Here is a 20136-nt window from a genome sequence, read left to right as displayed (position 1 = left end):
GCCCCCGAAGGGCTCTCTGTAACGAGATTCTAGAAAGACCTTCCGGTTCAGGGCGAGGGTGCTTCACACTGGGCTCCACGTCACACAGAACCATGCGGCAGCAGCTGCTTCAGCCATGGCCGCATGCCTGCCGAATCGTCCCAATCCGGGAGGGTGTCGTGGAGAGCGTACTGATCCTTGCCTTCTGGGGTGCCGTGATCTACGGCGGGTGGCGCTGCGTCAAGTGGCTGATGGAGAACCCGCCTTCCCGACCCCCACGCACTCCCGCACACCCGCCGAAGGCGACCCCGCCCACGCCCCGCGCGTCCGGCCCCGCGCCACCGCCATCCCCATCGCCCTCGCGCCCCTCCGCGAACAAGGCGGTGAGGCGCGACGAACCGACCCGCCCCACGGAGGACAGGCCGGACGATCCGGCCCGCTCCACGTATGCCTCTTCCGACGCCGCCGACGCCGACGCCGCGCAAAGCTACTGGGCCGCGCACCATCACCAGCAGCATCAGCAACCCTCGCACCACCACCACGACAGCGGATACAGCAGCAGTAGCGATGGTGGCAGCGGCCACCACAGCAGCAGTCACGACTACGACCACGGGAGCAACGACAGCGGCAGCTACGACCCCGGTGGCAACTTCTGAACGGGCGTAGCGCCTGTTGTTCTCGGTCGTTCGCCGATCGGGCGTGCGGGGGACGTCAGGAGCCCATGCGGTGTGCTGAGGCTTCGGGGCATTCCAGTGGTCCTTCCGTGAACGGCTTGGTCAGCGGTGGAAGGACAGTGATCCGGAGGAACCCCGGTTTCACCAACCGGGGTTCCGCGGCCATATACGGGAACGCGTGCGTCAGGGACGGCCCAGCGATCGGACAGTCCATCCGGCCTCGCGCCAGGTCCCGGTGTTGAGGGTGCCGCGTCCGTCGATGACCTTCGGGATCGCTGCGCGGGAGGCGAGGCAGTGCGGGGCGACGTGGGAGTACTGCGGCCACTCGGTCAGGTGCAGCAGCAGGTCGGCGTCCTGGACGGCGACGATCGGGTCGCTGATGTAGTCGAGTTCGGGGTGCGCCTTGCGGGCGTTGTCCAGGGCGCGTGGGTCGGAGTGACCGTGGTCGTCACGTGCTCATCTGCCGACCATTGCCGTGATGTTCGCCGTGTCGGTGGACAGGCCGGCTCGAAGGAACTGTGGTGCGGACGCTGTCGGTTGGTCACTCAGGGTGCAGACGGTGCCGCACGGGGATGGCCGTGAGGCGTACACCATCTGCGACTCGGTGAGAGGAGTGCACGTCAGGGCGGACCGCTATCTGGCTGACCATGCCTGTACGGGGTCTGATCGGTCGTACGCCTATCTGCTCATCGATCACCTTCGGTGGCTGGATTGCGAAGGACTGACGCCGCAGGACAAGGCCCCAAGCAGCCCAACCTCAAGGTCCTCAGCGCCCCCGCACTGGGCCACATGAAGGGCCGTCTCGGCGTCGACGTCCGCGGGGACGACGACCATCTCTACACCTTCTTCCAGAACATCACCCCCGGAGCTGTCTACCGTTGGGAGTTCTGGGACGCCGACTCGCGCACCCGTCACGCCCCCACCGTGCACCACGCGACGAACTACGAATGGTTCGCCCACATCGGCGGCTTAGGCCGCGGCGCCAACCCGTCCTGGTGCGAACTCGGCTCCACCGGCTATTGGTGGAGTAAGCCCGAGCCCATCGAAGAAGCGGCAGGCGCGTTGGCCGCCCCCCGTCTTCACCACCCACCAGCGCCCGCCTCTACGGCATCCACCACGCCTAGACGCCAGGTGCCCCTCGCCCGAGGCGCCACGGCTCGCCATGGCTGGTCGGTGCTCTGGCCACCACGGGGCCCTCGCTCGATCTCGGCAAGAGCAGCCCACCCGCACGCAGTAGGTAGCCGCTGGGCGTGGCGGGGTGTGAGCGAGGCGCAGGCTCCAGGTGGTTGGTCGGAGTGCAGAGTTTGCCTCATCTTCTGGCCATGATCGGCAGGTATCTGGCCGGAATGACCAACAGCCTTTCACGTGGTGTCACTTGGTGGATACCGTGCGCGTTGTTGATCACTGTGAGCGTGTCCGGACGGTAGCGCGGCGGGCGCGCGCTAGGGGCCCACCAGGGGTGTGGCCGCGGTTTTGTGGAAGGGGTTCGTATGACCGACGACGCCGTACAGCAGGAAGACGACCAGAATCTGTGGCGGGCGCTCTACACCGCCGACGGAGGCTGGTCCCCGGGGGTGGCGTTCGCCGATCACCTCAGCATCGCGGCCCCGGCCCTGGCCGAGGTGGACGGCACCCTCTACTGCGCCCACCGCGGCGCGCGCCAGGGGGAGGAGAAGACGCTGCCGCTGCGCTGGACGTCCTTCACCCCCGCCTCCACCGCGCCCTACGTCACCGCGCTGGAGCAGGCCAGGAAGCCGCTGCCCGACGGTGCCACTGAGGCGCAGACCGAGGAGTGGCACACCGAGCTCCGGGCCGCGTCCGACGCCCTGACCCAGGCCCTGAAGTGGACCCCCGACGCCGACGCCGGCTGGATCCGCAGTGCGGAGACCCCCGCGCTCGTCAACGACAACGGCACCCTGCGCATGGTCTTCACCCAGATCAGGCAGTACGGCAACCAGATTCAGTCGTCGCTGTGGGAGACCCATCTGGAAATCCGCGAAGGCGGCTCCCGGTGGGTTCGGCCGACCGCCATCAAGATGGCCAGCAGCGAGTACGGGCAGTTACCGTTCGGCCCGGCCCTGGCCGTGTTCAACGGCGCCGTCCACCTCCTCTACGCCAACCCCGCCTCCCATGGCAACGGCGGCGCCTGCCTGGGACACCTGGCCCGCAACGCCCAGGGCGAGTGGGAACCGGTGGGTGTGACCGACGAGGGTAAGACCAGGACGCCGTCCATCCTTCCCCTGGTCTTTGGCAGGAAGACGATCGTCAAGAACGGCTACCCCGGAAATGTGGCGCTCGCTGTCCACGACGGACAGCTGCACGTCGCCTACCGGCAAGGAGTCATCGAGGAGATTCCCCTCCCCCTCCTTCACGCCTCCTTCGACGGCAGTACCTGGACCGACGGGCAACCGGTCGCCCCTGCACCCGTCAACGGCGAGTGGGATCCCAAGACCCTGCCGTACTCCCGCCGCGGCGGCGCGCTGGCTTCCTTCGGCGGCAAGCTCCACGCCCTCTACCCGGCCAAGGACAGCGACAAGCTGCGCCACCTGACGTGGGCCAAGGACGGCGGGTGGAGCGCGCCCGTGGAGCTGGAGGGCCACGACACCAACAACACGCCCGCGCTGCTGGCCATTAAGGAGGGCCCGGAAGGCGCCGAACGCGAGGCCCTCCTGATGGTCCACCGGGGCATCGACCGCTACACCCCGCCCGCCCCGCCCAAGCCGCCGACCCTCGACGACGTGACCAGCCGGGACGAGACCGTGCACGGTGCGGCGGTGGACGACTACGGGGTGGCCGCCTGGTCCCGCGTCACCCACCGCGTCTCGGCCACCCCGGCCACCCTGAAGAACGGCACCAAGGCGCTCATCGCCACCTGGGACGCCACCGCCGAGTACTACTGGGGCTTCGGCTACTACCGCGAGGACGGCACCAGCCGCCTCTACGGCCCCAGCATCACCGGCGGCACCCTGTGGCTCTACAAGGGCGGAAAGTTCCTGCGCGGCATCGACTTCTCCGGCGGCAGGTTCGACTCCTCCGGCCGCTTCCGCACCGACGTCCTCATCCCCGACGTGGAACCCGGCACCTACGAGGTCACCCTCAGCTCCACCAACTCCCGCAAGAACGGCGGCTACTGGTGGAATGCGCAGAACATGGCCCGCACCGCCCCTAAGGAGTACTGGACCGAGATCGACCTGGAGAAGTCCCGGGTCACCGTCACCATCACTGACTGACCCCGCAAGCCCGGCACCCGCTCCTGGTCCCCGCAGCCACTCGCACTGCGGGGACCAGGAGCCCGCGGCAACCCGAACCGCCAGCGGGAATCCGCCTACCGAACGTAACCGCTGCTCATGATCACGCGGAAATGCTCGAACAGCGCTCATGATCATGCGGAATTGCTCACCGATCTACGGAACCCAGACTTCAATGGGATGCGGTCACCGATCCTGGGCGAGGCGGTACAGCTCGGCGAAGAGCCCGTCGCGCGCCATCAGCGTCGCGAAGTCGCCCTCCTCCCGGACGCGCCCGCCGTCGAGGACGACGATGCGGTCCTCGATCCGGGCGTTCTCCAGACCCTGGGTGACGAAGACGGCCGTCTTGCCCGCCGCGAGTTCCTCGAAGCGGCGGATCACCAGGTATTCGGCGCGGGGATCCATCGCCGATGTCGGCTCGTCCAGCATGAGCATCGCGGCGTCACGGTAGAAGGCGCGCGCGACGGCGATACGCTGCCACTGCCCGCCGGACAAATCGGTGCCGCCCCGGTGCGAGCCCGCGACCAGGGTGTCCAGGCCGTGCGACACGTGCGCGATGACGCTGTCCGCCCCGGCCGCCCGCGCGGCGTCCAGGAGAAGGGCGTCGTTCTCGGAACGGAGCTGGCCGAGGTGGATGTTGGAGCGCAGGTCCATCGGCCAGAGCGTGTAGTCCTGCGGCACCAGACCGACCTCTCCCACACGCTGTGCGGATCGGCCTCGGCCAGGTCGGTGCCGTCCCAGGTCACCGTCCCGCGAGAAGCGATGCGCAGGCCGGTGAGCAGGGTCGACAGGGTCGTCTTCCCGGACCCGTTCTCCCCCACAAGCGCGACGAGTTCACCGCGCCGCAGGGTGAGACTGACGCCGTCGACCGCCGGGCGCCCGGCGCCGGGGTAGGTGTAGCTCACGTTCTCGGCACGGATCTCGGCGGGCGCGCCGACCGGCACCTGCCGTGACCCGCGGACCGCGCGCGGGGCCGCGGCCCGGTGCAGGAACGCCTGCCAGCCCTCCAGGTACAAGCTGGTGCGGAACAGCCGCGCGGCGGCCAGGACGAGGGATGTCAACGCGCCGGTGGAGGTCCGTACGGCGATGACGGCCGTGGCGGCGAACGCGAGGTCCATCCGCCCGGTCGCGGCGAGCCGGCCCAGGGCGGCCCAGGTCGTCGCGAGCATCAGGCCGCTCACAGAGGCACCGAGCAGGGTGACGCGCAGGACGCGCGGGGCGGCCCCGCGGTGCGTGGCCTTGATCCGGTCGGTGATCTCCTGGTACCAGGCGGCGAGGAAGGCGGCCATGGTGGTGGCGCGCACCTCGGCCGCGGTGCGCTGGTGGGTGACGTAGTGCCGCAGCAGATACCGCAGATGGCTGTCCGCGATGTTCTGGTGGTCGGCGCGGTGCTGGATGCGCGCGGTGGTGACGGCGGCCGCGCCCTTGGGTACGACGGCGAGCAGGAACAGCGGCAGCAGTACGGGGTGGAGCAGCGTCAACACCGATGCCGCCGCGATGAGTTGGCCGAGTGCGGAGACCAGGGCCTGGGCGTCGCCGATCACGTTCTCGGTCGCCTCCGCGCCGCGGCCCGCGGCCTGGAGCCGGTCGGCGAACCCCGGACTGTCGTACGCCTCCAACTCCACTTGAGGGGCGGCCGCGAGGATCTGCAGGTCGGCCTCCGTGGCGACCTCCGGCGCGAGCCGCGCCGACGCGTAGACGGCGAGTGCGTCGGCCCCGGCACGCACTCCCGCGGCGACGCCGACCACGACCAGCGCGGGCGCGGCCGCCGCCATCCGATCGGCCACCTCGCCGCCCTGGAAGAGCTGGGCCGGCGCACCGGGCAGTGCGGCGAGCGCGACGGCCGAGGCGGCGACGACGGCCAGTTGACAGCAGGCCAGCAGGAGCATCGCGGGCCGGTCGGCGGCCCACCCCAGGCGCGTGGCTGCGGCGAGGGTGCGCGGCAGCCGCCCGGCCATCCGCCACCAGGAGGCGTGCGCGATGTCGTCGAAGCGGGCTCGCCGCGAAGGCCGACCTGTTGCGGGGCATCGGCGGAGTCGGATTGCGGGGCACCGCCGGAATCGGATGAGGGCGTGGGGCCGGAGGAAGACTCGGAACCGGCGGACGAGGGCGCAGTCACCTGCCTCATGCTGCTGCGCCAGGCAAGACAGGTGGGCCAGAAGCCCCCGAATTAGCTCAAAGGTGGAGGGAAGCGAGCCAACCGACAGGGGAACCCGCGACGGGCCGCTCCTCGAAGCCCACCTGGGCGAGGCCGGCTTCAGTCCCTCGTCGACAGCGGCGGGGTTTCCGTCGGCCCTACGACGGGATCCAGCACGAAGACGGGAATCACACGGTCCGTCTTCTCCTGATACTCGGCGTACGGCGGATACGCGGCGACCGCGCGCTCCCACCACTCGGCTTTCTCGTTCCCGGTGATCTCACGGGCGGTCATGTCCCGGCGTACGGAGCCGTCCTGGAGCTCCACGCGAGGATCGGCCTTGAGATTGAAGTACCAGACCGGGTGGCGCGGGAATCCGCCCTTCGAAGCCACGGCCGCGTAACGCCCCTCGTGTTCCACGCGCATCAGCGGGATCTTGCGAAGCTTGCCGCTCTTCGCGCCGCGCGTCGTGAGAATGACGACGGGCAGGCCTGTATCCCAAAGCGTCGCCCCCTGCGTGCCGCCCGAGCTCTCATACAGCTCGACCTGTTCTCGTATCCACTGCGCCGGACTCGGCCCGTACTCGCCCTCAAGAGGCATCGCGGTCACCCATCGCCACGTAGGGACTGTGGTGCACAGTCCAGCACAGGCCGCGCAGCGAGGCCAGACCACCGCTACCGCTCTGCCGTCAACGCGCTCGGCCCGGCACCCGTCACAGGGGACGCGGACAAAGCAGCCGGCTGAGGCGGTTCGTACAGTCAGGGAATGACGGACGCAGAACAGGCCCCTCCCCCGCCCACCAGTTCGGCACGACGGCATGTGCACGTGGCACCGACGAACGCCGAGGCGGCCGCTGTCCTGGCCCAATGGGCGGCAGCCGACGCCGCCGTCACCCTGGACGCAACGTACCTGGACCTGTCGGGAGCCGACCTCGTCAGTGCGGACCTGTACGCGGGCGACGCCCGCGGGGCACGGCTCGGGGCAGCGCGCCTCGACGGCGCCTCGCTGCTCGGCGCCACCCGGCTGGAAGGGGCCGACCTTCGAGGGGCGAGCGTGGCCCGCACGAGTTTCGGAGTGGTTCCCGACGAACACACCCAGCTCCAGGGCCGCACGGCGGCGCCTTCGGGCCCGCGTTCTTCACCGACCGCGACGACGGGCGGTGCGAACTGGCAGGACGTGACCTCGAGTTGTGACTGGCCGAGCACGGAGCGACGGTGAAGGTCCTCAATGCTCCTTGACCACATGCAGCAGCGTGACGCCGAGCCACGGGCTGCCGTACCAGTACCCGGGGCCGAGTCCGCGAAGCGTGGTGTCTTGGCCGATGTGCGCAGCGTACTTCCTGGCCATGGCCCAGAAGTCGGCGACGAACAGCTGCCCGCCGGGGCGCAACACCCTCATGGCCTCGTCGACCGCGCGGTAACGCCCCGCGAACGACGGGATGTTGTGGATGGCCAGCGCGCTCGTGACGACGTCGAAGGAGGCATCCGCGAACGGCAACTCGGTCATGTCGGCCGTGCGGACTTCCACCCGGTCGGCGACCCCTGCCGCGGCCGCGTTGGCGAGCGTGGCTTCGGGCCGGTTGCCGCTCTGGTCCTGTCCGGACCAGAGGTCCACGCCCACGGCATGTCCCGTCGGAAGCCGCCTGGCCGCCTCGATCAGCACCGCGCCGCGACCGCAGCCCAGGTCCAGCAGCCGCTCGTCGCCCTTCAATCCGGCCCGGTCCAACTCCCGTTTCCAGATACGGAACTTGCCGTGCAGTGTGGTGTGCAGGTAGATGCCGGTGTTGGCCATCAGTACCGCCCCCGCGGTCACCATCGCGTTCCGCCGTGGTCGCCACCGACCGGCGGCCAGGAAACAGGCCGTCCCGGCGGCGCCGAGCGCCGCCGGGAACGCTGGAGCGTCAACGCCGTACCGCGGCCACCGAGGACGCGGCAGTGCAGAGTCATCCCGGTTGTTCGCCATGGCTGCAGTGTCACAGACCCAACTGCCGGACGTCTCACAGGAATTCCCCCCTCCCCTTAGCCCCTCCCCCGGCCGCCGTATCGGTACCGGGCGGGGCCTGTCCTAGGTGAACGGAGGACCCTCGGCCCCACCGCGCAGCCGAGACTCCACTCCGCGGTGAACCGCTCCACCTGACGGCCGGCTATGCGAGGTCGGCGAGGAGCGCTTCGAGCGCACCGGTCAGGGCCTCGGAGTTGGCCTGGTCGAACCATGTGGTGCGGATCCGCTCGTTGTTCCCGTTCGGCGTCTCGTGGTCGGCCGCGAGCCGGTCCAGGGAGCGGGCCTCGTCGCCCAGGGAGCGTCCGACGCCCTCGAAGAGGCTGCGGACGTAGCGGTCGGCGTCGTCGGGGGCTATGCCGTGGCCTGCGGCCCATGAGGCGAGCGTCGCGAGGTAGGCGTAGTGAGTGGAGAGCGTCCCGGTGACCGCGGACAGGACGTTGAAGGCGGCCTCGTCCGCGACGGGGAGTGCTCCGCCCATCCGTGGCATCGAGGTGGCAATCCCCTGATGAGGCCTCTGGACCTCTCGGCCTCCGCAGGCTCGGGAAGCCACTCGCCAGTGGCCTTGGCGGACGATCACCCCATCAGGTCCGGCCGAAGTTCCGTGAAGGACTTTGCCTCCAAGGGCCACGCCTCACGTCGCCGACGCTGCCCGCAACTCCTCGTAGACCGCTACCGGGTCGCGCTGAACCAGGTAGCGGAAGTGCCACCGGACGGCTCCGTCGTCACCGGCGAGTGAAGCCAGCGAGAGGCCCCCAGGCCCGATGAGCCGGGGCTCCGTCCACTGCTGTGCAACCACCGCGATCGAGGTCCCGGCACTGGTCGCGACCCAGGTGGCCTCGCCCCCCGCGATATGGGCGAGGTATCCGCTCCCGACGACGGAGGCCACCGCTTCGCACAGAGACATCTCGGCGGGCAAATCCCTGGTGTCCTCGTGCGGAGCGAAAGCATCGTCGCCCATTGCGACGCTGTCCCGGGTCAGATGCACCTTCATGGTCGAATCCTAGGCGGATACGCCGACGCTGCCGCCCGGGTGAGCCCTGCGCGAAGGCAGGGATGGACGGGTGCGGAGTGAGGGTCCTGTTGCGGAGCCTCGCGATGCCGAGCATGGCCTGGAAGGTCACGGTGGGCATGCCCCGGAGTCAGTGCGGCCATACGGGCGCATCCAGGAGTGAGCCGAGAGGCCAATGGGGGGCGTGGCTGTGCGCATGTCTGCCTGCGTGGGCGGCCACGGCATGGCCGCCTTGAGCGGAGAACCGGAATGCTGAAGCCCTTCGCTCCACTTCTCGCGACGGCCCTCCTCTCCCTGGGGGCGGTGGTCGGGGCTGCCCCTCTGCCCACGGTGAAGGCGCACTGGACTCCAGGGCGGTCACGCATGCCAGGAGCGGCGCCGGCCCCGAGCAATGCCTGTACGGAAGCATCTGCGCCTGGGATGAAGGGAACTACGAGGGAAGCTTCCGCGCCTGGGAGGGCAGCAATCCGAACTGGCACGACAGTGACTTCGGTGATCGAGCCCGGTCATTGAAGAACAACCTTCGTCCCGGCGGCCCCGACGCTGTAAGGCTGTACGCGGATCCCAACTACGGGGGCAACTCCTTCTGCCTGCCGCGCGGTGACTTTGCGGAACAGCTCTCTTCCTGGGGCAACGACATCTCCTCGCACAGGCTCGTAGAGGGATGCTGAGCCCAGGACCACTTCGCCACCGACGCGCACCACGTGCTCACTGCGGCGGCGGGAGGCGAGCCCTTCATGGCGCCGGCTGAGTCAGCCTCCTGGCACCATGCGTGCGGGCAGCGGCCCGCGCTGAATTGTCAGAGGCGGGTGCCATGATCCCGGGATGGTCGCCGACTCCCCCACCTTCCACTTCCAGCAGCTCACCGCTCCTGGTGACGTCACTCCCCGGCTCCGACGCGCCCTCGCCGAGTGCTGGGTCGAGGTCACCAACGCGGGCGGTGCGGCAGGCTTCCCCTTCCCACCGGTCGACGTCACCACGGTGACGCCGGACCTCGACCGCGTCATCGACCTGCTGTCCCCCGACACCGACCGGATCCTCACAGCAACGATGGACGGGAACCTCGCGGGCTGGCTCAACGTCCGTCGCGACCCGTTCGAACCGATCGCGCACTGGGGCACCTTGCACCACGTCCAGACGCGCACCGCCGTACGCGGGCACGGCATCGGACTGGCTCTCATGAATGAAGTACGAAGGGTCGCTCGGGAAGAGATGGGGCTGGAGCAGCTGCACCTCGCCGCCCGCGGCGGCGTCGGCCTGGAGGACTTCTACGGGCGGCTCGGCTGGAAGGAAGTCGGACGGTGGCCGGGGGCTCTCCGGCTTGCCCCGGGCGACGACCGAGACGAGATACTCATGCTCCTCGCCCCACTCTGAGCGGGCAGGCGAGCGCGGCGTTCGTGCGGCGGGCGGTGCGGCCCTCAGCCCTTGGCCGCCTCCGCGATCCGCGAGGCGGCCTGGGTGAAGGCCGGCGCGAGCCGCAGGAACAGGAGCGAGGCCCCTGGTCGCGGGAAAGCCTCAGTGGGCGATTCCCCCGGTCAACTCTTCACGAGCGGCGGCGAGTTCCACGGACAGCCCGAGCCACCGCTTCCGTTCGCGGTCTCGCTCGCTGTGGGACCCAGGCTGTTCGCTCTCGGCGCCTATCTCGGCGAGACCATCCGCCGCGCGTCCGGGGCGACCTGGCGGACCTCCGAGGCGGACGGCGGGATGAACATCGCCCTCGACTTGCCGGACGGTTCTGTCATCCGGCCCGTCCAGCGCATCATCAAGCGCTTCCAGAACGGCCCCGAAGGCAGCATCATGGCCTACGCGGCCGGACTCGGCCTGCCTCTGCCCACGCAAGAGCCCGGTCACCGCCGAACGTGGTTCAGGCGTCGCCAGGTCACCCGCGCCGCGGCGGCATGCCCCGACTGGCAGGCCGCACTCATGCCAACCCAGAAGCCCAGCAGGTCAGCGACGTGACAGTCTCCCCGATGCCCCCGAGCCGGAAGTGTTCGGACCAGAGCCCTGACGCGGCACCGATACTCGACTTCGCGACCTGGGAGCCCGTGCTGCGGCTCCTGCTCGCGGCCAAGCCGGAGAGGCCCGTCGCCGAAACCCTCCGGGGCGGCGGGCGCATCGGGCGCGGCAGTTGGAGTCTGGTTCCGCGGCGAGAGCCGCCCACAGCACCTGGCCGAGCCGCCCCGAGCGTGGCTGACGAGGCCGAACTCAGCGCCGTGGAGCGGGTGCAGAGCGCGCTCGCGGACGCCGGTGTCGACGACGTCCGGTTCAACGCGACGATCCAGCCGACGGGGAAGGCCACGCTCCGCCTGCACGGGCCCAGCCCGGCCGTGGAGTCCGGCGTCGAGAGCCCTCACGGGGGAGCGCTCCTCCTCGTGGAAGGCGCCCTTCCCGAGCCGTGGCGCCGGCTCCCCGTCCCGATCCCCGGTGCGGTGCCGGCCCCTTCGGCGGATCCGGTCCTGCTGGAGCGCACGCTCCATGAGCGGTTGCCCGATGCCATCGGCGCGACGGAGGAGGAGATCGCCGCGGCTGAAGCGCGCCTTGGCATCACGCTGCCCGAAGAGCTCAAGGCGCTCTACCGCGTGACACGGGCCCGGCAGGAGGACTGGGACGACGACCACGAGAGCGCGAACCGTGTCTGCGAGGCGGTCCGTTGTGAGCTCGGCGCCTTGGACGACCTCTACGTCGCCGGTGCCTCGACCCGCCCCTGCCCCTGGAGGTACGCGGCGACCGAGGCAGTGCTCACCTCACCCGACGCCGCGGTGCAAGGCCTCGTCGGCTCCCCCGGCTGGATCGTGTTCGGGGAGAACGGCGGCGGCGACCGGCTCGCGGTCGATCTGACACCCGGTCCGCGTGGACACGTGGGGCAGGTCATCATGCTCAGTCACGAGGAGAGCATCGGCGCCGAACTCATAGCCGATTCCCTCACGGACATGCTCCTGGACCGGGAAGCGGAAGACCGCCGTGACGATGCGTCGGACCGGCCGCCGGTCGTGGCTCACGTCAACACCGCACGCCTGACGAGCATCCGGGCCGCCGCCCACTCCGGCCTGGAAGTTCTCTCCATCGGCGTACGGGACGGCGCTCCGCTCAGCCTCGCGCCCCTCGCCGGGCTGCCTCTCCTGCGTACCCTCACCGCCTCCCCCGGCACGCTCGCCGACCCTCTGGAGATCGCTCGGCTCACCGGGCTGGAGTTCCTCGAACTCGGCCTCAAGGAATGGCGGGTCCTCCTCGACGCCGGAGCCGTCCCCCGCGGCCTGAAGGCAGCCGCGATCTCGGTGCACGACGACCAGGACCCCCAGCCCGTGGTGGCCACCGCCAACGCGATCCTGGCCCTCTGGAACCGGCCCCAGATCATCCGGACGGTCCTCGAAGGAGACCTCGGCATGGAGCGTCCAGCTCCATGAACGACGTAAAGATCATTGTTGAACGTCGGTACGCTCCGGACCCCTTCGACTACGAACGTCTCGTCCCGCTCGTCGAGTCCACCGGCGAACGTGTCGCGCTCACCGAGGCCAACGAAATGCGGTGTGGCCGTTCAGCCGGCCGCCGACGAAGTGACCTGGTCGGCGAGCAATGACCGCAGGCAAAATGTCTCCGTGCACCACACCCGCTGCGGGCTCGCCGCCAATCCAGCCCTGCCGTCCGAGCTCGTCGACCGCCTGATATCCGTCGCTGACGACGACATCGCCACGGAACTCGCCTCTCGCGCCGACCTCACCACCGCTCAGGCCGTCGCGTTAGCCGAGCGCGTCGACACGTGCACCGTGCAACTCGCGTACGAGGGACGGCTCACCGCCTCCGACATCGATCCCTACCGTTGGCCTGACGCCGCCCTGGCCCTGCTCGACCAGGGCACCGGCCGGCCTGAGTGGGCGCGTCTTCTCGCCGTGGATCCGGCCCGTGAGCGTCGGGAGAAGCTGGCGGCCTGCCCCGGCCTCCCGTCCGACGTGGTGGACACGCTCGCGGCGGACGCGGACGTCCGCGTCGTCGCCGAGGTCGCGTTGTGGACCGGTCCCGACGTGGCCGCGCGGCTGGCGGCGCATCCGCATGCCGAGGTCCGCCGTGCGGTGGCGAACAACGAGGCGACGCCTCCTGCCGTGCTGGCGGCGTTGGTCACCGGGGAGCAACTGCCCGCGGCGCGGAGCTGTCTGGTCTGTGACCGTGAGGAGATCCCCTTCGTCCACGACCCGGAGTGCCCGCGGCACGACTGCGATCTGCTGCCGGGTGCTTCCTGCGACGGCTCGCACGAGTCCACCGTCCACGCCATGCAGGAGGCGGCGCTTCGTAACCCTGCCACCCCCGTCGAAGCAGTCGTCGGCTTCGTGGACCATCCCTCGACGCTGCTGCGCTGGACGCTCGCCGCGCGCCACGACCTGCCCCAGCGGGTGTGTGAACGGCTCGCCACGGATCCGGTCCCCGGTGTCCGCGCCGACCTCGCCGAGAATCCCGCGATCGATGAGGCCCTCATCCGTACGTTGGCCCGCGACCGTGATGCCGACGTGCGCCGCAGGCTTGCCCACCACCCCCATGTGCCCCTGGACGTACTCACCGACCTGGCCCGAACTGCCAAGATCGGCAACACACTTCTGCCGCGCATCGCCGCCTCCTCCCCCGCCGAGGTCGAGGAGCTGGCCGCATCCTCGGACCCGGCCGCCCGCATGCTCGTGGCCCAACGACGCGACCTGCCACCCGGGATACGCGACCAGCTGGCCGACGACCCCGACGCGAAGGTGGTCAAAGCCCTCGCTCCCCACCCGGGCCTCGGCGAAGCCCAGTTGCGCGCCATGACCGGTCGGCATGGCACCCGGGTCGTCGCCGAGGTGGCGACCAATCCCGATGCGCCGTCGGCGCTGCTCGACGACCTGGTCCGGCACCAACCAGCGGTTCGAAGGGTGTTGCTCGAGGTGGCCCGACACCCGGCGGCGTCGGCATCGGCGCTGCTCGCCTGTCTCGCCAACGAACGGGCCAGGCCTGTAGCCGCCGGTCACCCCGCACTCCCGCCGACGGCCGTCGTGGAACTGCTCTCGGACGCGGACCCGCAGGTGGTGGAGGCAGCAGCGGCCAATCCGTCCCTCCCGCCTGCCGTCATTTCGGCTCTGGCGTCCCGGCCGTGAGCCCCGGACGCTCTCTACGGCAGACGTTCGATAGCCTCGCCCTTTGATCAGTCGACCAGTGGTCGCACGAGCGCCGAGACCGAGACCTGCGGGGGCCTTCAGTGGAAGAGCGAGCCGAGAGCCTGACCGACCGGGCCTCGGACGTCGAGGAGCGGTTCCTGCGCGACTGGGGGCTCGAACTGCCCGATTCGATCGTCCGGTTCTGGACGTGGCTGCAGTCGCTCGGCCCCACCGAGCAGCAGGCCCTCAGGGACCTGGACGTGACGCCCATGGGCATCACGCATCTCGCCTCGGACCCCGGTGCGCAGCCGCGCGACGGCATCGACGTGAGGGTGCACGGCCGTTACTACCGTGATCCTCCGGAGTTCGTGTCCTTCCTGCACGGCGGCTCCGACGGGCTCCACTACGGCCTGTGGTTCGACGACGGACGCACCTGCCGGGGCGTCGCGTCGTACTACAACAACGACGGCGGCGGAATCGACACGACCGCGGCAACCCCTCTGGAGGCCGTCCGCGCGCTCCTCGAACGCCACTGGCGCGACCTCGACGACATGCGGGGCGAGGAGGGCGTATCCACGCGGCAGTCCCGACTGGCCCTGCTGCGCGACGCTCTGACCGCCTTCGAGACCGGGGACCGGCTCGAGGTGGGCCTCGCCTACTCCCGGGCGTACGACATGGCGAGGCCGCCCGTGGACCCCGCCCGGGTCACCACGCTGGACGGCGCGGGCGCACTCGCGGCCGGGGAGACCGCGCTGGGCCGTCCTCCCCACAACGCGGCCGACGAGTACACGTTCGCGACGCACATGTACGCCGTGTTCGAGGACCCCGCGGCCCTGGCCGCCTACGTGGCAGAGGCCCGCAGCCGCTGCGCCGCAGGAGATCCGACAGAAGCGCTTGTCCTGGGCCGCGACCTGCACTGGGCCTCGGGGGACGACCCGGCCCGCGAGGCCCTCGCGAACGAGCTGCTCGCGATGGCCTACCAGGCGCTGGACCGCCCCGCGCTGGCGCAGATCGCCGAGGCCCACCACCGGCACCGGTCCTTGCCGAGCGTGGACGTCCTGGAGACGAGGACGGCCTAGCCTCGCCTACGACTCGCCCACTGGCCCTCGGCTATGACTCGTCCTCGTCGCAGCCGACGATGTCGTCCTCGCACTCGAAGACATCGTCCGGGGCAATGGTGTTCAGGCGCCAGACGATCTCGGCGAGGTTCTCGGACGGTCGTTCGTCGGGGGCGACGCGAGCCGTGAACGGGGCGGTGCCGGACGGGATATTGAACTGGTCCGCCTGTCGTTCGCCACACGGGACGACCCACTCCTGCTCGTCGTCACCCCGGCCGAGCGTGAGCGTGATCTCGTCGGTGTTCGGGGCGACGCACGTGATGTCGAGGCGGTAGGGCCGCTTACCCGGCGTCGGGAACGTCTTCTTGAGCCCGTCGGGGAAGGACGTGACGTCGCTGTCGACCAATTCGGCAGGCGTGTCGTCGTAGCCGAGAGCTCTGTCGGCCCGCCGCAACGCGTCTTCCGCGTCGCCCTTTCCCCATTCGACGAGCTGCTGCCCCTCATCGGCGGGCGGCGGGCTGGACGCGGACCGCTCGTCGGGCCGATCGGGCGGGCCGCCACAGGCCGCGACCAGGAGCATGGCCGTCGCGCCCAGGGCGGCGGCGCGCGCTGTCGTACGTATGCGGTGGATCATCAACTGGCTCTCCGGCAGGGCCTGAAGCGACTCGGGTACGTCGCGCAGGCACAGACTGTACTTTATTGGTGCAGACCAATAACAGTTGCCCGAGTGGGCCAGGCGAGTTCGGGAGCGCCGGGCTGCCGGCTTGCCCCGGGGGGAAAACGGCGGCGGCCCTGGCGTGGGTGCCAGGGCCGCCGGTGGTGCTGCCCGTCGGCAGCGTCGCCTTCTCGTCGAAGTCCGGTCGTCAGCAGGTGCGGTTGAGGTAGTGCGCCCCCTGGATCTTGCTCGCCGCGCCCAGCCACGACTTGCCGGGGCCGACACAACGCTCGTAGTCGGGCCCCCAGGCGACCTCGACCTTGATGACGACGTTGGAACCGTCCGAAGTGCAGTGGTTGTAGAAGGCGTCGGAGCCGGTCTCGTAGAAGCCGCACGGGTCGGCGGCCGCGGGGGTCGCGGTCACGGTCACCGCTCCCAGGGACGTGAGGGCGAGAGCGGTGGCGGCGAAGGTGCTGGTCACCAGGCGGCGGACAGACACGGGAACTCCTTGGTCGGGCGGACGGTACGCCCCGGACCGGTGAGCGGCCCGGGGCGGCTTTCGGCCCGAGGATCGCAGCCCCGTGTCGCCCCTGTTGATCGAATGACGCCCCGTTCACCTGGAAGAACGTTCACCCCTCCGCCGATCGGATGGATCTCCTCCGTTTTCCCTCGGAGACCCGGTCGCCGGGGGCGGGCCGCCGACCCTCGCCGCGAGCCGCTTCGGTGCCTGAACGCGGTAGCTCTCGGTGAGGAGTTCCGCCACCTCGGCCCAGTCGGTGGCCTCGTCCAGGCGCATGCCGACGACGTTCCTGCCCCAGGAGAGGCGGAAGAACGGGGCGCCCGCGTTGGTCAGCGCCTCGAACTCCTCGCCGTGCGAACGGAACGTGAGGGTCGTGGTGAGGCCCTCGGTCGCGATGGCGCGCGCCGACGGGGAGTGCGAGCGGGTCCAGTCGGTCAGGTAGACGTGCGCGAAGGTCGCGGTGCGGATGCGCCAGCGGGTGCCGATCCAGGCCGGTTCCTCGTACGCGTCGGGGAGGTTCAGGCACACGGTGCGCAGGTGGGTGAGGACTTCGAGGGGGACCTCGTCGTCGTCCGGGATCCTCTGGCGCGTCATGAGTGTCTCTCCCCTGGCTGCGGGCTTTCCGGTGAGTTTAAGGCGGCGCGGCATCGCCACCTCTGGTCCGGCCGTCGATCCACACGCAACCGCCCAGCTCTCCTGGACGGGCGTTGTCAGTGGCGGGTGCGACGATCTTCCTCATGACTGAGACGGCTGACGTGGGCTACGACTGGCGGGGTTTCCTCACGCGGTGGAGTGAGGAGTGGGTGGGCGCATGCGATCCCGATGACCTGCGGGCCGACGACGAAGAGGCCCACCGCACCCGCTGGTTGGGCTTCCCGCCCGCGACTCCTGCCCGCATCGCGGCACTCGAAGAGCGCCTCGGGCATCGGATGCCGCCGTCGTACCGGGCATTCCTCGAGGTCACCGACGGCTGGCGGCACGCGGGCGGATTCGTGTATCTGCTCGCGGGCACGGAGCGGGCCCAGTGGCACGAGGACGACGCGGAGATCGCCGACATCTTCCAGGAGGACCTGGAGGAGGACGCGACGCGGGAGGAGATTCTCGAGGCCACGATCTGGACCCGGGGGCTCGAACTGGCCGTGGAGTCCGATGTCGTGGACGTCATGCTGGACCCGGAGGACGTGGACGAGCACGGCGAATGGGCGGTGTACACGTGGGCGCCCTGGCGGGGCAGCGGTCCTGAGCGGTTCGCTTCCTTCTGGGAGTTCATGCAGGACGCATACCGGGAGTTCCACAGCCTGCGGGCAGGGACCAGAGACGAGAACGCTCCGGAGTTCGTGAACGGCACGACCGAGAGGTTGGACGCCGAGGTGGAACAGGCGCGGCGTGACGCGCTGCGCGGCGACCACGAGCGGGCCGGGGCGGTCTTCGCGGAGGCACAGTCCTTCGGCAGACCCCGCGCAGGTGCGCTGTGGGACCAGATCAAGTGGCTGCTCGGCGACCGGAACCCCAGGCACCTCGGCGGACTCGCCGACAACCCCGTCTACGCGCCGGATCTGCTGCCCGCTCTGATCGTCGGCCGCGGGGATCGGCGCGCTCGGGAGGCGGAAGGCGCGGATGAGTTCCACACGCGCGGCGGATCCGACGAGGTGCGCGAGCTGGGGCGGCAGACAGTGCGGCAACTGCGGGAGGGCACTTACGCGTACACAGCGCCGGGGCCATTCGGCGAGGCCGTCGACCGGGCCCGTGAGCAGGCCCGGTGGGGCGAAACGGACGCGGCCTGGCGGACGCTGCTGACAGGGCTCCCCCAGTGGCAGCCGCTGGGCGTCGACCATCTCGCTCCGGTGGGCCTCACCGCCGACCCGCTGCTCGGCCCGCTGCTCACGCAGGAGCGGACCCGGGCGCTCCTTGCCACTCCCAGAGGCGAAGAGGCGACCGGACCGTGCGGCGTGGCGGTCGACGAGGACCCGAAGGGCCTGGCGTGGCTCGCGGAACGGTCTTCGAACGGACAGCGCCAGGGGTACCGCTTCCTCCTCGTGGAGGGCGTGGAACCCGGCGCGCTGCCTGTCCTCATCGGTGATGAGGACAGCGATGACAGGGCGGAGCTGCACGCGCCGATGACCCTCTGGGATGCGGACGCGAAATTGCGGTCGAACGGCTTCTCCTCCTCGTACGACGACAAGGCGCTGGTCGCCGTCGGCCGGGCCGGGCACGGCTGGAGCTTCGCGTTCGACAATCGGCCACAGGGGTTCGACGAGGAGCGGTTCGTCTCTCCGGCGGTCGCCGCCTCCCAGCACGGTCGTGCCGTGGTGGTCTGGGCCGCGCCCGACGAGTTCGACAGGGGTGCTCTGTTCCATCTCTCCGTGGCCGAGCGGGGCACGGAACGCTTTGCGTTCACGCTCTTCGGCGAACGGTGCGAACGCTCCGGAGAGATACCGCGGAGCCTGGACCCGGACCGCCTGTTCTCTGCGGTGCGAAGCTGTGGCGAGGGCCGGCAACTGCCGGGCGAGGGTGCCGCCTTGTCGGCGATCGCCGAGACGTTCGGTGTCACGCTGCCCCGTTTCGCCCTCGACCACAGCCGATTGCACACCTTCACCACCCGCTCCTGGATACGCCTGCCGGCGCCCGGCGAGACGTACACAGCCGTGACCCTGGGCGCGTTTCGACCGGACTCCTCGGAGGCGTGAACTCCCCTGGGCCGGAAGACACTTCGTCGGGCTACCTGCGGGTTGCGGTGTCGGAGGGCAGTTCGGCGAAGCGGTCGCGGTACTCGGCGGCGAAGCGGCCGAGGTGCGAGACGCCCCACCGGTAGGCGATCGTACCGATGGGGTCCGTGGAGGCGAGGATGTCCTCACGGATCCGGTCGAGCCGCAGGCCGCGGACGTAGGACATGGGCGAGAGGCCCAGCCGACCGCGGAATGCGGAGCTGAGGGTCCGCGGGCTGCAGCCCGCGGCACCGGCGATCTCACCGAGGGTGAGGTGCTCGGCGAGGTTGGCTTCGATGAACGCGAGGGCTGCCCGCAAGGAGCGCGGATAACCGGGTTGCGGACCGTCGTGCAGCTCGCCGGTGTGCGAGTGCGGCTGGGCCAGGAGCAGGGCGGTGACGAGGCAACGCAGTTGGCTGCGCCGCAGCTCCGCGCGCCGGAACAGCGGGTCTTCCGAGTCCAGTTGTTCAAGGAGGGAACGGAAGACGAGTCGCACCGCACGGCCCTTGGGTTCGGCCAGGTCGAGGGCGAAGTCGAAGCGCACGGTGGACACCGGCGGGCGCCCGGTCAGCGCGGCGAATTCCTGGTCGACCAGGGCGGCGTCGATCCGCAGGCCCAGAAACCGCGTCCTCCGGCTGCGCAGGGGCCGCAGTTCCTGGGTGTCTCCGGGGTTGGCGACTCCCGCCGTCGCCTCGTCGAGGGTCGCCCGCAGGCCGCCGCACGAAGCCGAAATGGCACCGGAGACACCGATGTTGATGAAGTAGGAGCCGCGGCTGCGGTCCTTGGCCGAGGCGACACGCACACCGAGTGGCGAGGCGAAGTAGCCCACCGCGAAGTCGTGCGCGGCGACGCCGCGCAGTTCGTGGTCGCCACCGCACAACTCCCCCAAGGGCGATGTGGCGATCGCGCCGCCGAACAGACGGGTGGCGGCGTTGAGCAGGTCGGCGGGGTTCCGGGATCTGGTGATGAGGTGGTTGCGCAGCGGCGTCGTCGTCACGATGGTGGGGGTCACCTCCCTAGGGGCCCATTGTCAGGC

The 20136-nt window shown here is 70.2% G+C and carries 20 protein-coding genes and 2 pseudogenes; 11 read left to right on the top strand and 11 right to left on the bottom strand.

Annotated elements, in window-relative coordinates; translation table 11 throughout:
* The first annotated feature begins 158 nt into the window (after positions 1-158).
* The gene (locus AB0B50_RS20300; RefSeq protein WP_362333358.1) at positions 159-635 is read left to right on the top strand and encodes a hypothetical protein; all 477 of its coding nucleotides are present in this window, start codon (positions 159-161) and stop codon (positions 633-635) included.
* A gap of 201 nt (positions 636-836) precedes the next feature.
* On the opposite strand, the pseudogene AB0B50_RS20295 reads toward AB0B50_RS20300, so the two are convergent.
* Positions 837-1076: pseudogene (locus AB0B50_RS20295) on the bottom strand (UDP-glucose 6-dehydrogenase); the annotation flags it as partial.
* Positions 1077-2143: 1067 nt separating this feature from the next.
* On the opposite strand from AB0B50_RS20295, the gene AB0B50_RS20290 reads away from it, so the two are divergent.
* A complete protein-coding gene (locus AB0B50_RS20290; RefSeq protein WP_362333355.1) occupies positions 2144-3883 on the top strand; it encodes a hypothetical protein in 1740 nt (579 codons plus the stop codon).
* Between the two features lie 204 nt (positions 3884-4087).
* Here AB0B50_RS20290 and AB0B50_RS20285 read toward each other — a convergent pair whose 3' ends face one another.
* The 3 genes and pseudogenes from AB0B50_RS20285 to AB0B50_RS20275 form a co-directional block, all read right to left on the bottom strand.
* On the bottom strand, positions 4088-4336 hold the full coding sequence (locus AB0B50_RS20285) for a hypothetical protein (RefSeq protein ID WP_362333976.1): 249 nt from the start codon (positions 4334-4336) through the stop codon (positions 4088-4090).
* Positions 4337-4369: 33 nt separating this feature from the next.
* Positions 4370-5019 (bottom strand): annotated as a pseudogene (locus tag AB0B50_RS20280) (ABC transporter ATP-binding protein/permease); the annotation flags it as partial.
* 1139 nt (positions 5020-6158) lie between these two features.
* A complete protein-coding gene (locus tag AB0B50_RS20275; RefSeq protein ID WP_362333352.1) occupies positions 6159-6638 on the bottom strand; it encodes a nitroreductase family deazaflavin-dependent oxidoreductase in 480 nt (159 codons plus the stop codon).
* Positions 6639-6803: 165 nt separating this feature from the next.
* Between AB0B50_RS20275 and AB0B50_RS20270 the strand changes: the two genes are divergently transcribed.
* Positions 6804-7256, top strand: coding sequence for a pentapeptide repeat-containing protein (locus tag AB0B50_RS20270; protein WP_362333349.1), 453 nt, complete (start codon positions 6804-6806; stop codon positions 7254-7256).
* A gap of 6 nt (positions 7257-7262) precedes the next feature.
* On the opposite strand, the gene AB0B50_RS20265 is transcribed toward AB0B50_RS20270, so the two are convergent.
* From AB0B50_RS20265 to AB0B50_RS20255, 3 genes are all read right to left on the bottom strand, one after another.
* On the bottom strand, positions 7263-7853 hold the full coding sequence (locus AB0B50_RS20265) for a class I SAM-dependent methyltransferase (RefSeq protein ID WP_362333346.1): 591 nt from the start codon (positions 7851-7853) through the stop codon (positions 7263-7265).
* Positions 7854-8181: 328 nt separating this feature from the next.
* Positions 8182-8517: a hypothetical protein gene (locus AB0B50_RS20260; RefSeq protein WP_362333343.1), complete on the bottom strand. Its 336-nt coding sequence runs from the start codon at positions 8515-8517 to the stop codon at positions 8182-8184.
* Between the two features lie 153 nt (positions 8518-8670).
* Positions 8671-9030 carry a hypothetical protein gene (locus AB0B50_RS20255; protein WP_362333340.1) on the bottom strand — a complete coding sequence of 120 codons (360 nt, stop codon included), beginning with the start codon at positions 9028-9030 and terminating at the stop codon, positions 8671-8673.
* A 359-nt stretch (positions 9031-9389) separates the two neighbouring features.
* Between AB0B50_RS20255 and AB0B50_RS20250 the strand changes: the two genes are divergently transcribed.
* From AB0B50_RS20250 to AB0B50_RS20220, 7 genes are all read left to right on the top strand, one after another.
* Entirely contained in the window at positions 9390-9719 is a 330-nt protein-coding gene (locus AB0B50_RS20250) for a peptidase inhibitor family I36 protein (RefSeq protein ID WP_362333937.1), read from the top strand.
* Positions 9720-9873: 154 nt separating this feature from the next.
* Positions 9874-10422: a GNAT family N-acetyltransferase gene (locus tag AB0B50_RS20245; protein WP_362333338.1), complete on the top strand. Its 549-nt coding sequence runs from the start codon at positions 9874-9876 to the stop codon at positions 10420-10422.
* Positions 10423-10566: 144 nt separating this feature from the next.
* Positions 10567-11007 carry a hypothetical protein gene (locus tag AB0B50_RS20240; protein WP_362333335.1) on the top strand — a complete coding sequence of 147 codons (441 nt, stop codon included), beginning with the start codon at positions 10567-10569 and terminating at the stop codon, positions 11005-11007.
* A gap of 11 nt (positions 11008-11018) precedes the next feature.
* A complete protein-coding gene (locus AB0B50_RS20235) occupies positions 11019-12452 on the top strand; it encodes an SMI1/KNR4 family protein (RefSeq protein ID WP_362333332.1) in 1434 nt (477 codons plus the stop codon).
* Positions 12449-12625: a hypothetical protein gene (locus AB0B50_RS20230; protein ID WP_362333329.1), complete on the top strand. Its 177-nt coding sequence runs from the start codon at positions 12449-12451 to the stop codon at positions 12623-12625. Before AB0B50_RS20235 ends, AB0B50_RS20230 begins: the two co-directional genes overlap by 4 nt.
* Before the next feature lie 19 nt (positions 12626-12644).
* A complete protein-coding gene (locus AB0B50_RS20225) occupies positions 12645-14162 on the top strand; it encodes a hypothetical protein (protein ID WP_362333326.1) in 1518 nt (505 codons plus the stop codon).
* A 101-nt stretch (positions 14163-14263) separates the two neighbouring features.
* Positions 14264-15241 carry an ADP-ribosylation family protein gene (locus AB0B50_RS20220; protein ID WP_362333323.1) on the top strand — a complete coding sequence of 326 codons (978 nt, stop codon included), beginning with the start codon at positions 14264-14266 and terminating at the stop codon, positions 15239-15241.
* 31 nt (positions 15242-15272) lie between these two features.
* Here AB0B50_RS20220 and AB0B50_RS20215 read toward each other — a convergent pair whose 3' ends face one another.
* From AB0B50_RS20215 to AB0B50_RS20205, 3 genes are all read right to left on the bottom strand, one after another.
* Complete coding sequence (locus AB0B50_RS20215) at positions 15273-15854, bottom strand: hypothetical protein (protein WP_362333320.1); 582 nt, start codon at positions 15852-15854, stop codon at positions 15273-15275.
* Between the two features lie 229 nt (positions 15855-16083).
* Positions 16084-16374: a DUF6355 family natural product biosynthesis protein gene (locus tag AB0B50_RS20210; RefSeq protein ID WP_362333318.1), complete on the bottom strand. Its 291-nt coding sequence runs from the start codon at positions 16372-16374 to the stop codon at positions 16084-16086.
* Between the two features lie 114 nt (positions 16375-16488).
* Positions 16489-16989 (bottom strand): MmcQ/YjbR family DNA-binding protein, encoded by a 501-nt coding sequence (locus tag AB0B50_RS20205; RefSeq protein ID WP_362333315.1) that lies wholly within the window; start codon positions 16987-16989, stop codon positions 16489-16491.
* Positions 16990-17132: 143 nt separating this feature from the next.
* On the opposite strand from AB0B50_RS20205, the gene AB0B50_RS20200 reads away from it, so the two are divergent.
* Positions 17133-19082 carry an SMI1/KNR4 family protein gene (locus tag AB0B50_RS20200; protein ID WP_362333312.1) on the top strand — a complete coding sequence of 650 codons (1950 nt, stop codon included), beginning with the start codon at positions 17133-17135 and terminating at the stop codon, positions 19080-19082.
* 31 nt (positions 19083-19113) lie between these two features.
* Here the strand turns inward: AB0B50_RS20200 and AB0B50_RS20195 are convergent, their stop codons facing one another.
* Positions 19114-20112 (bottom strand): AraC family transcriptional regulator, encoded by a 999-nt coding sequence (locus AB0B50_RS20195; RefSeq protein ID WP_362333309.1) that lies wholly within the window; start codon positions 20110-20112, stop codon positions 19114-19116.
* Positions 20113-20136 lie beyond the last annotated feature (24 nt).

The organism is Streptomyces sp. NPDC041068 (assembly GCF_040647455.1).
Lineage (GTDB): Bacteria > Actinomycetota > Actinomycetes > Streptomycetales > Streptomycetaceae > Streptomyces.
This window is presented reverse-complemented; position numbering and strand designations above follow the sequence as displayed.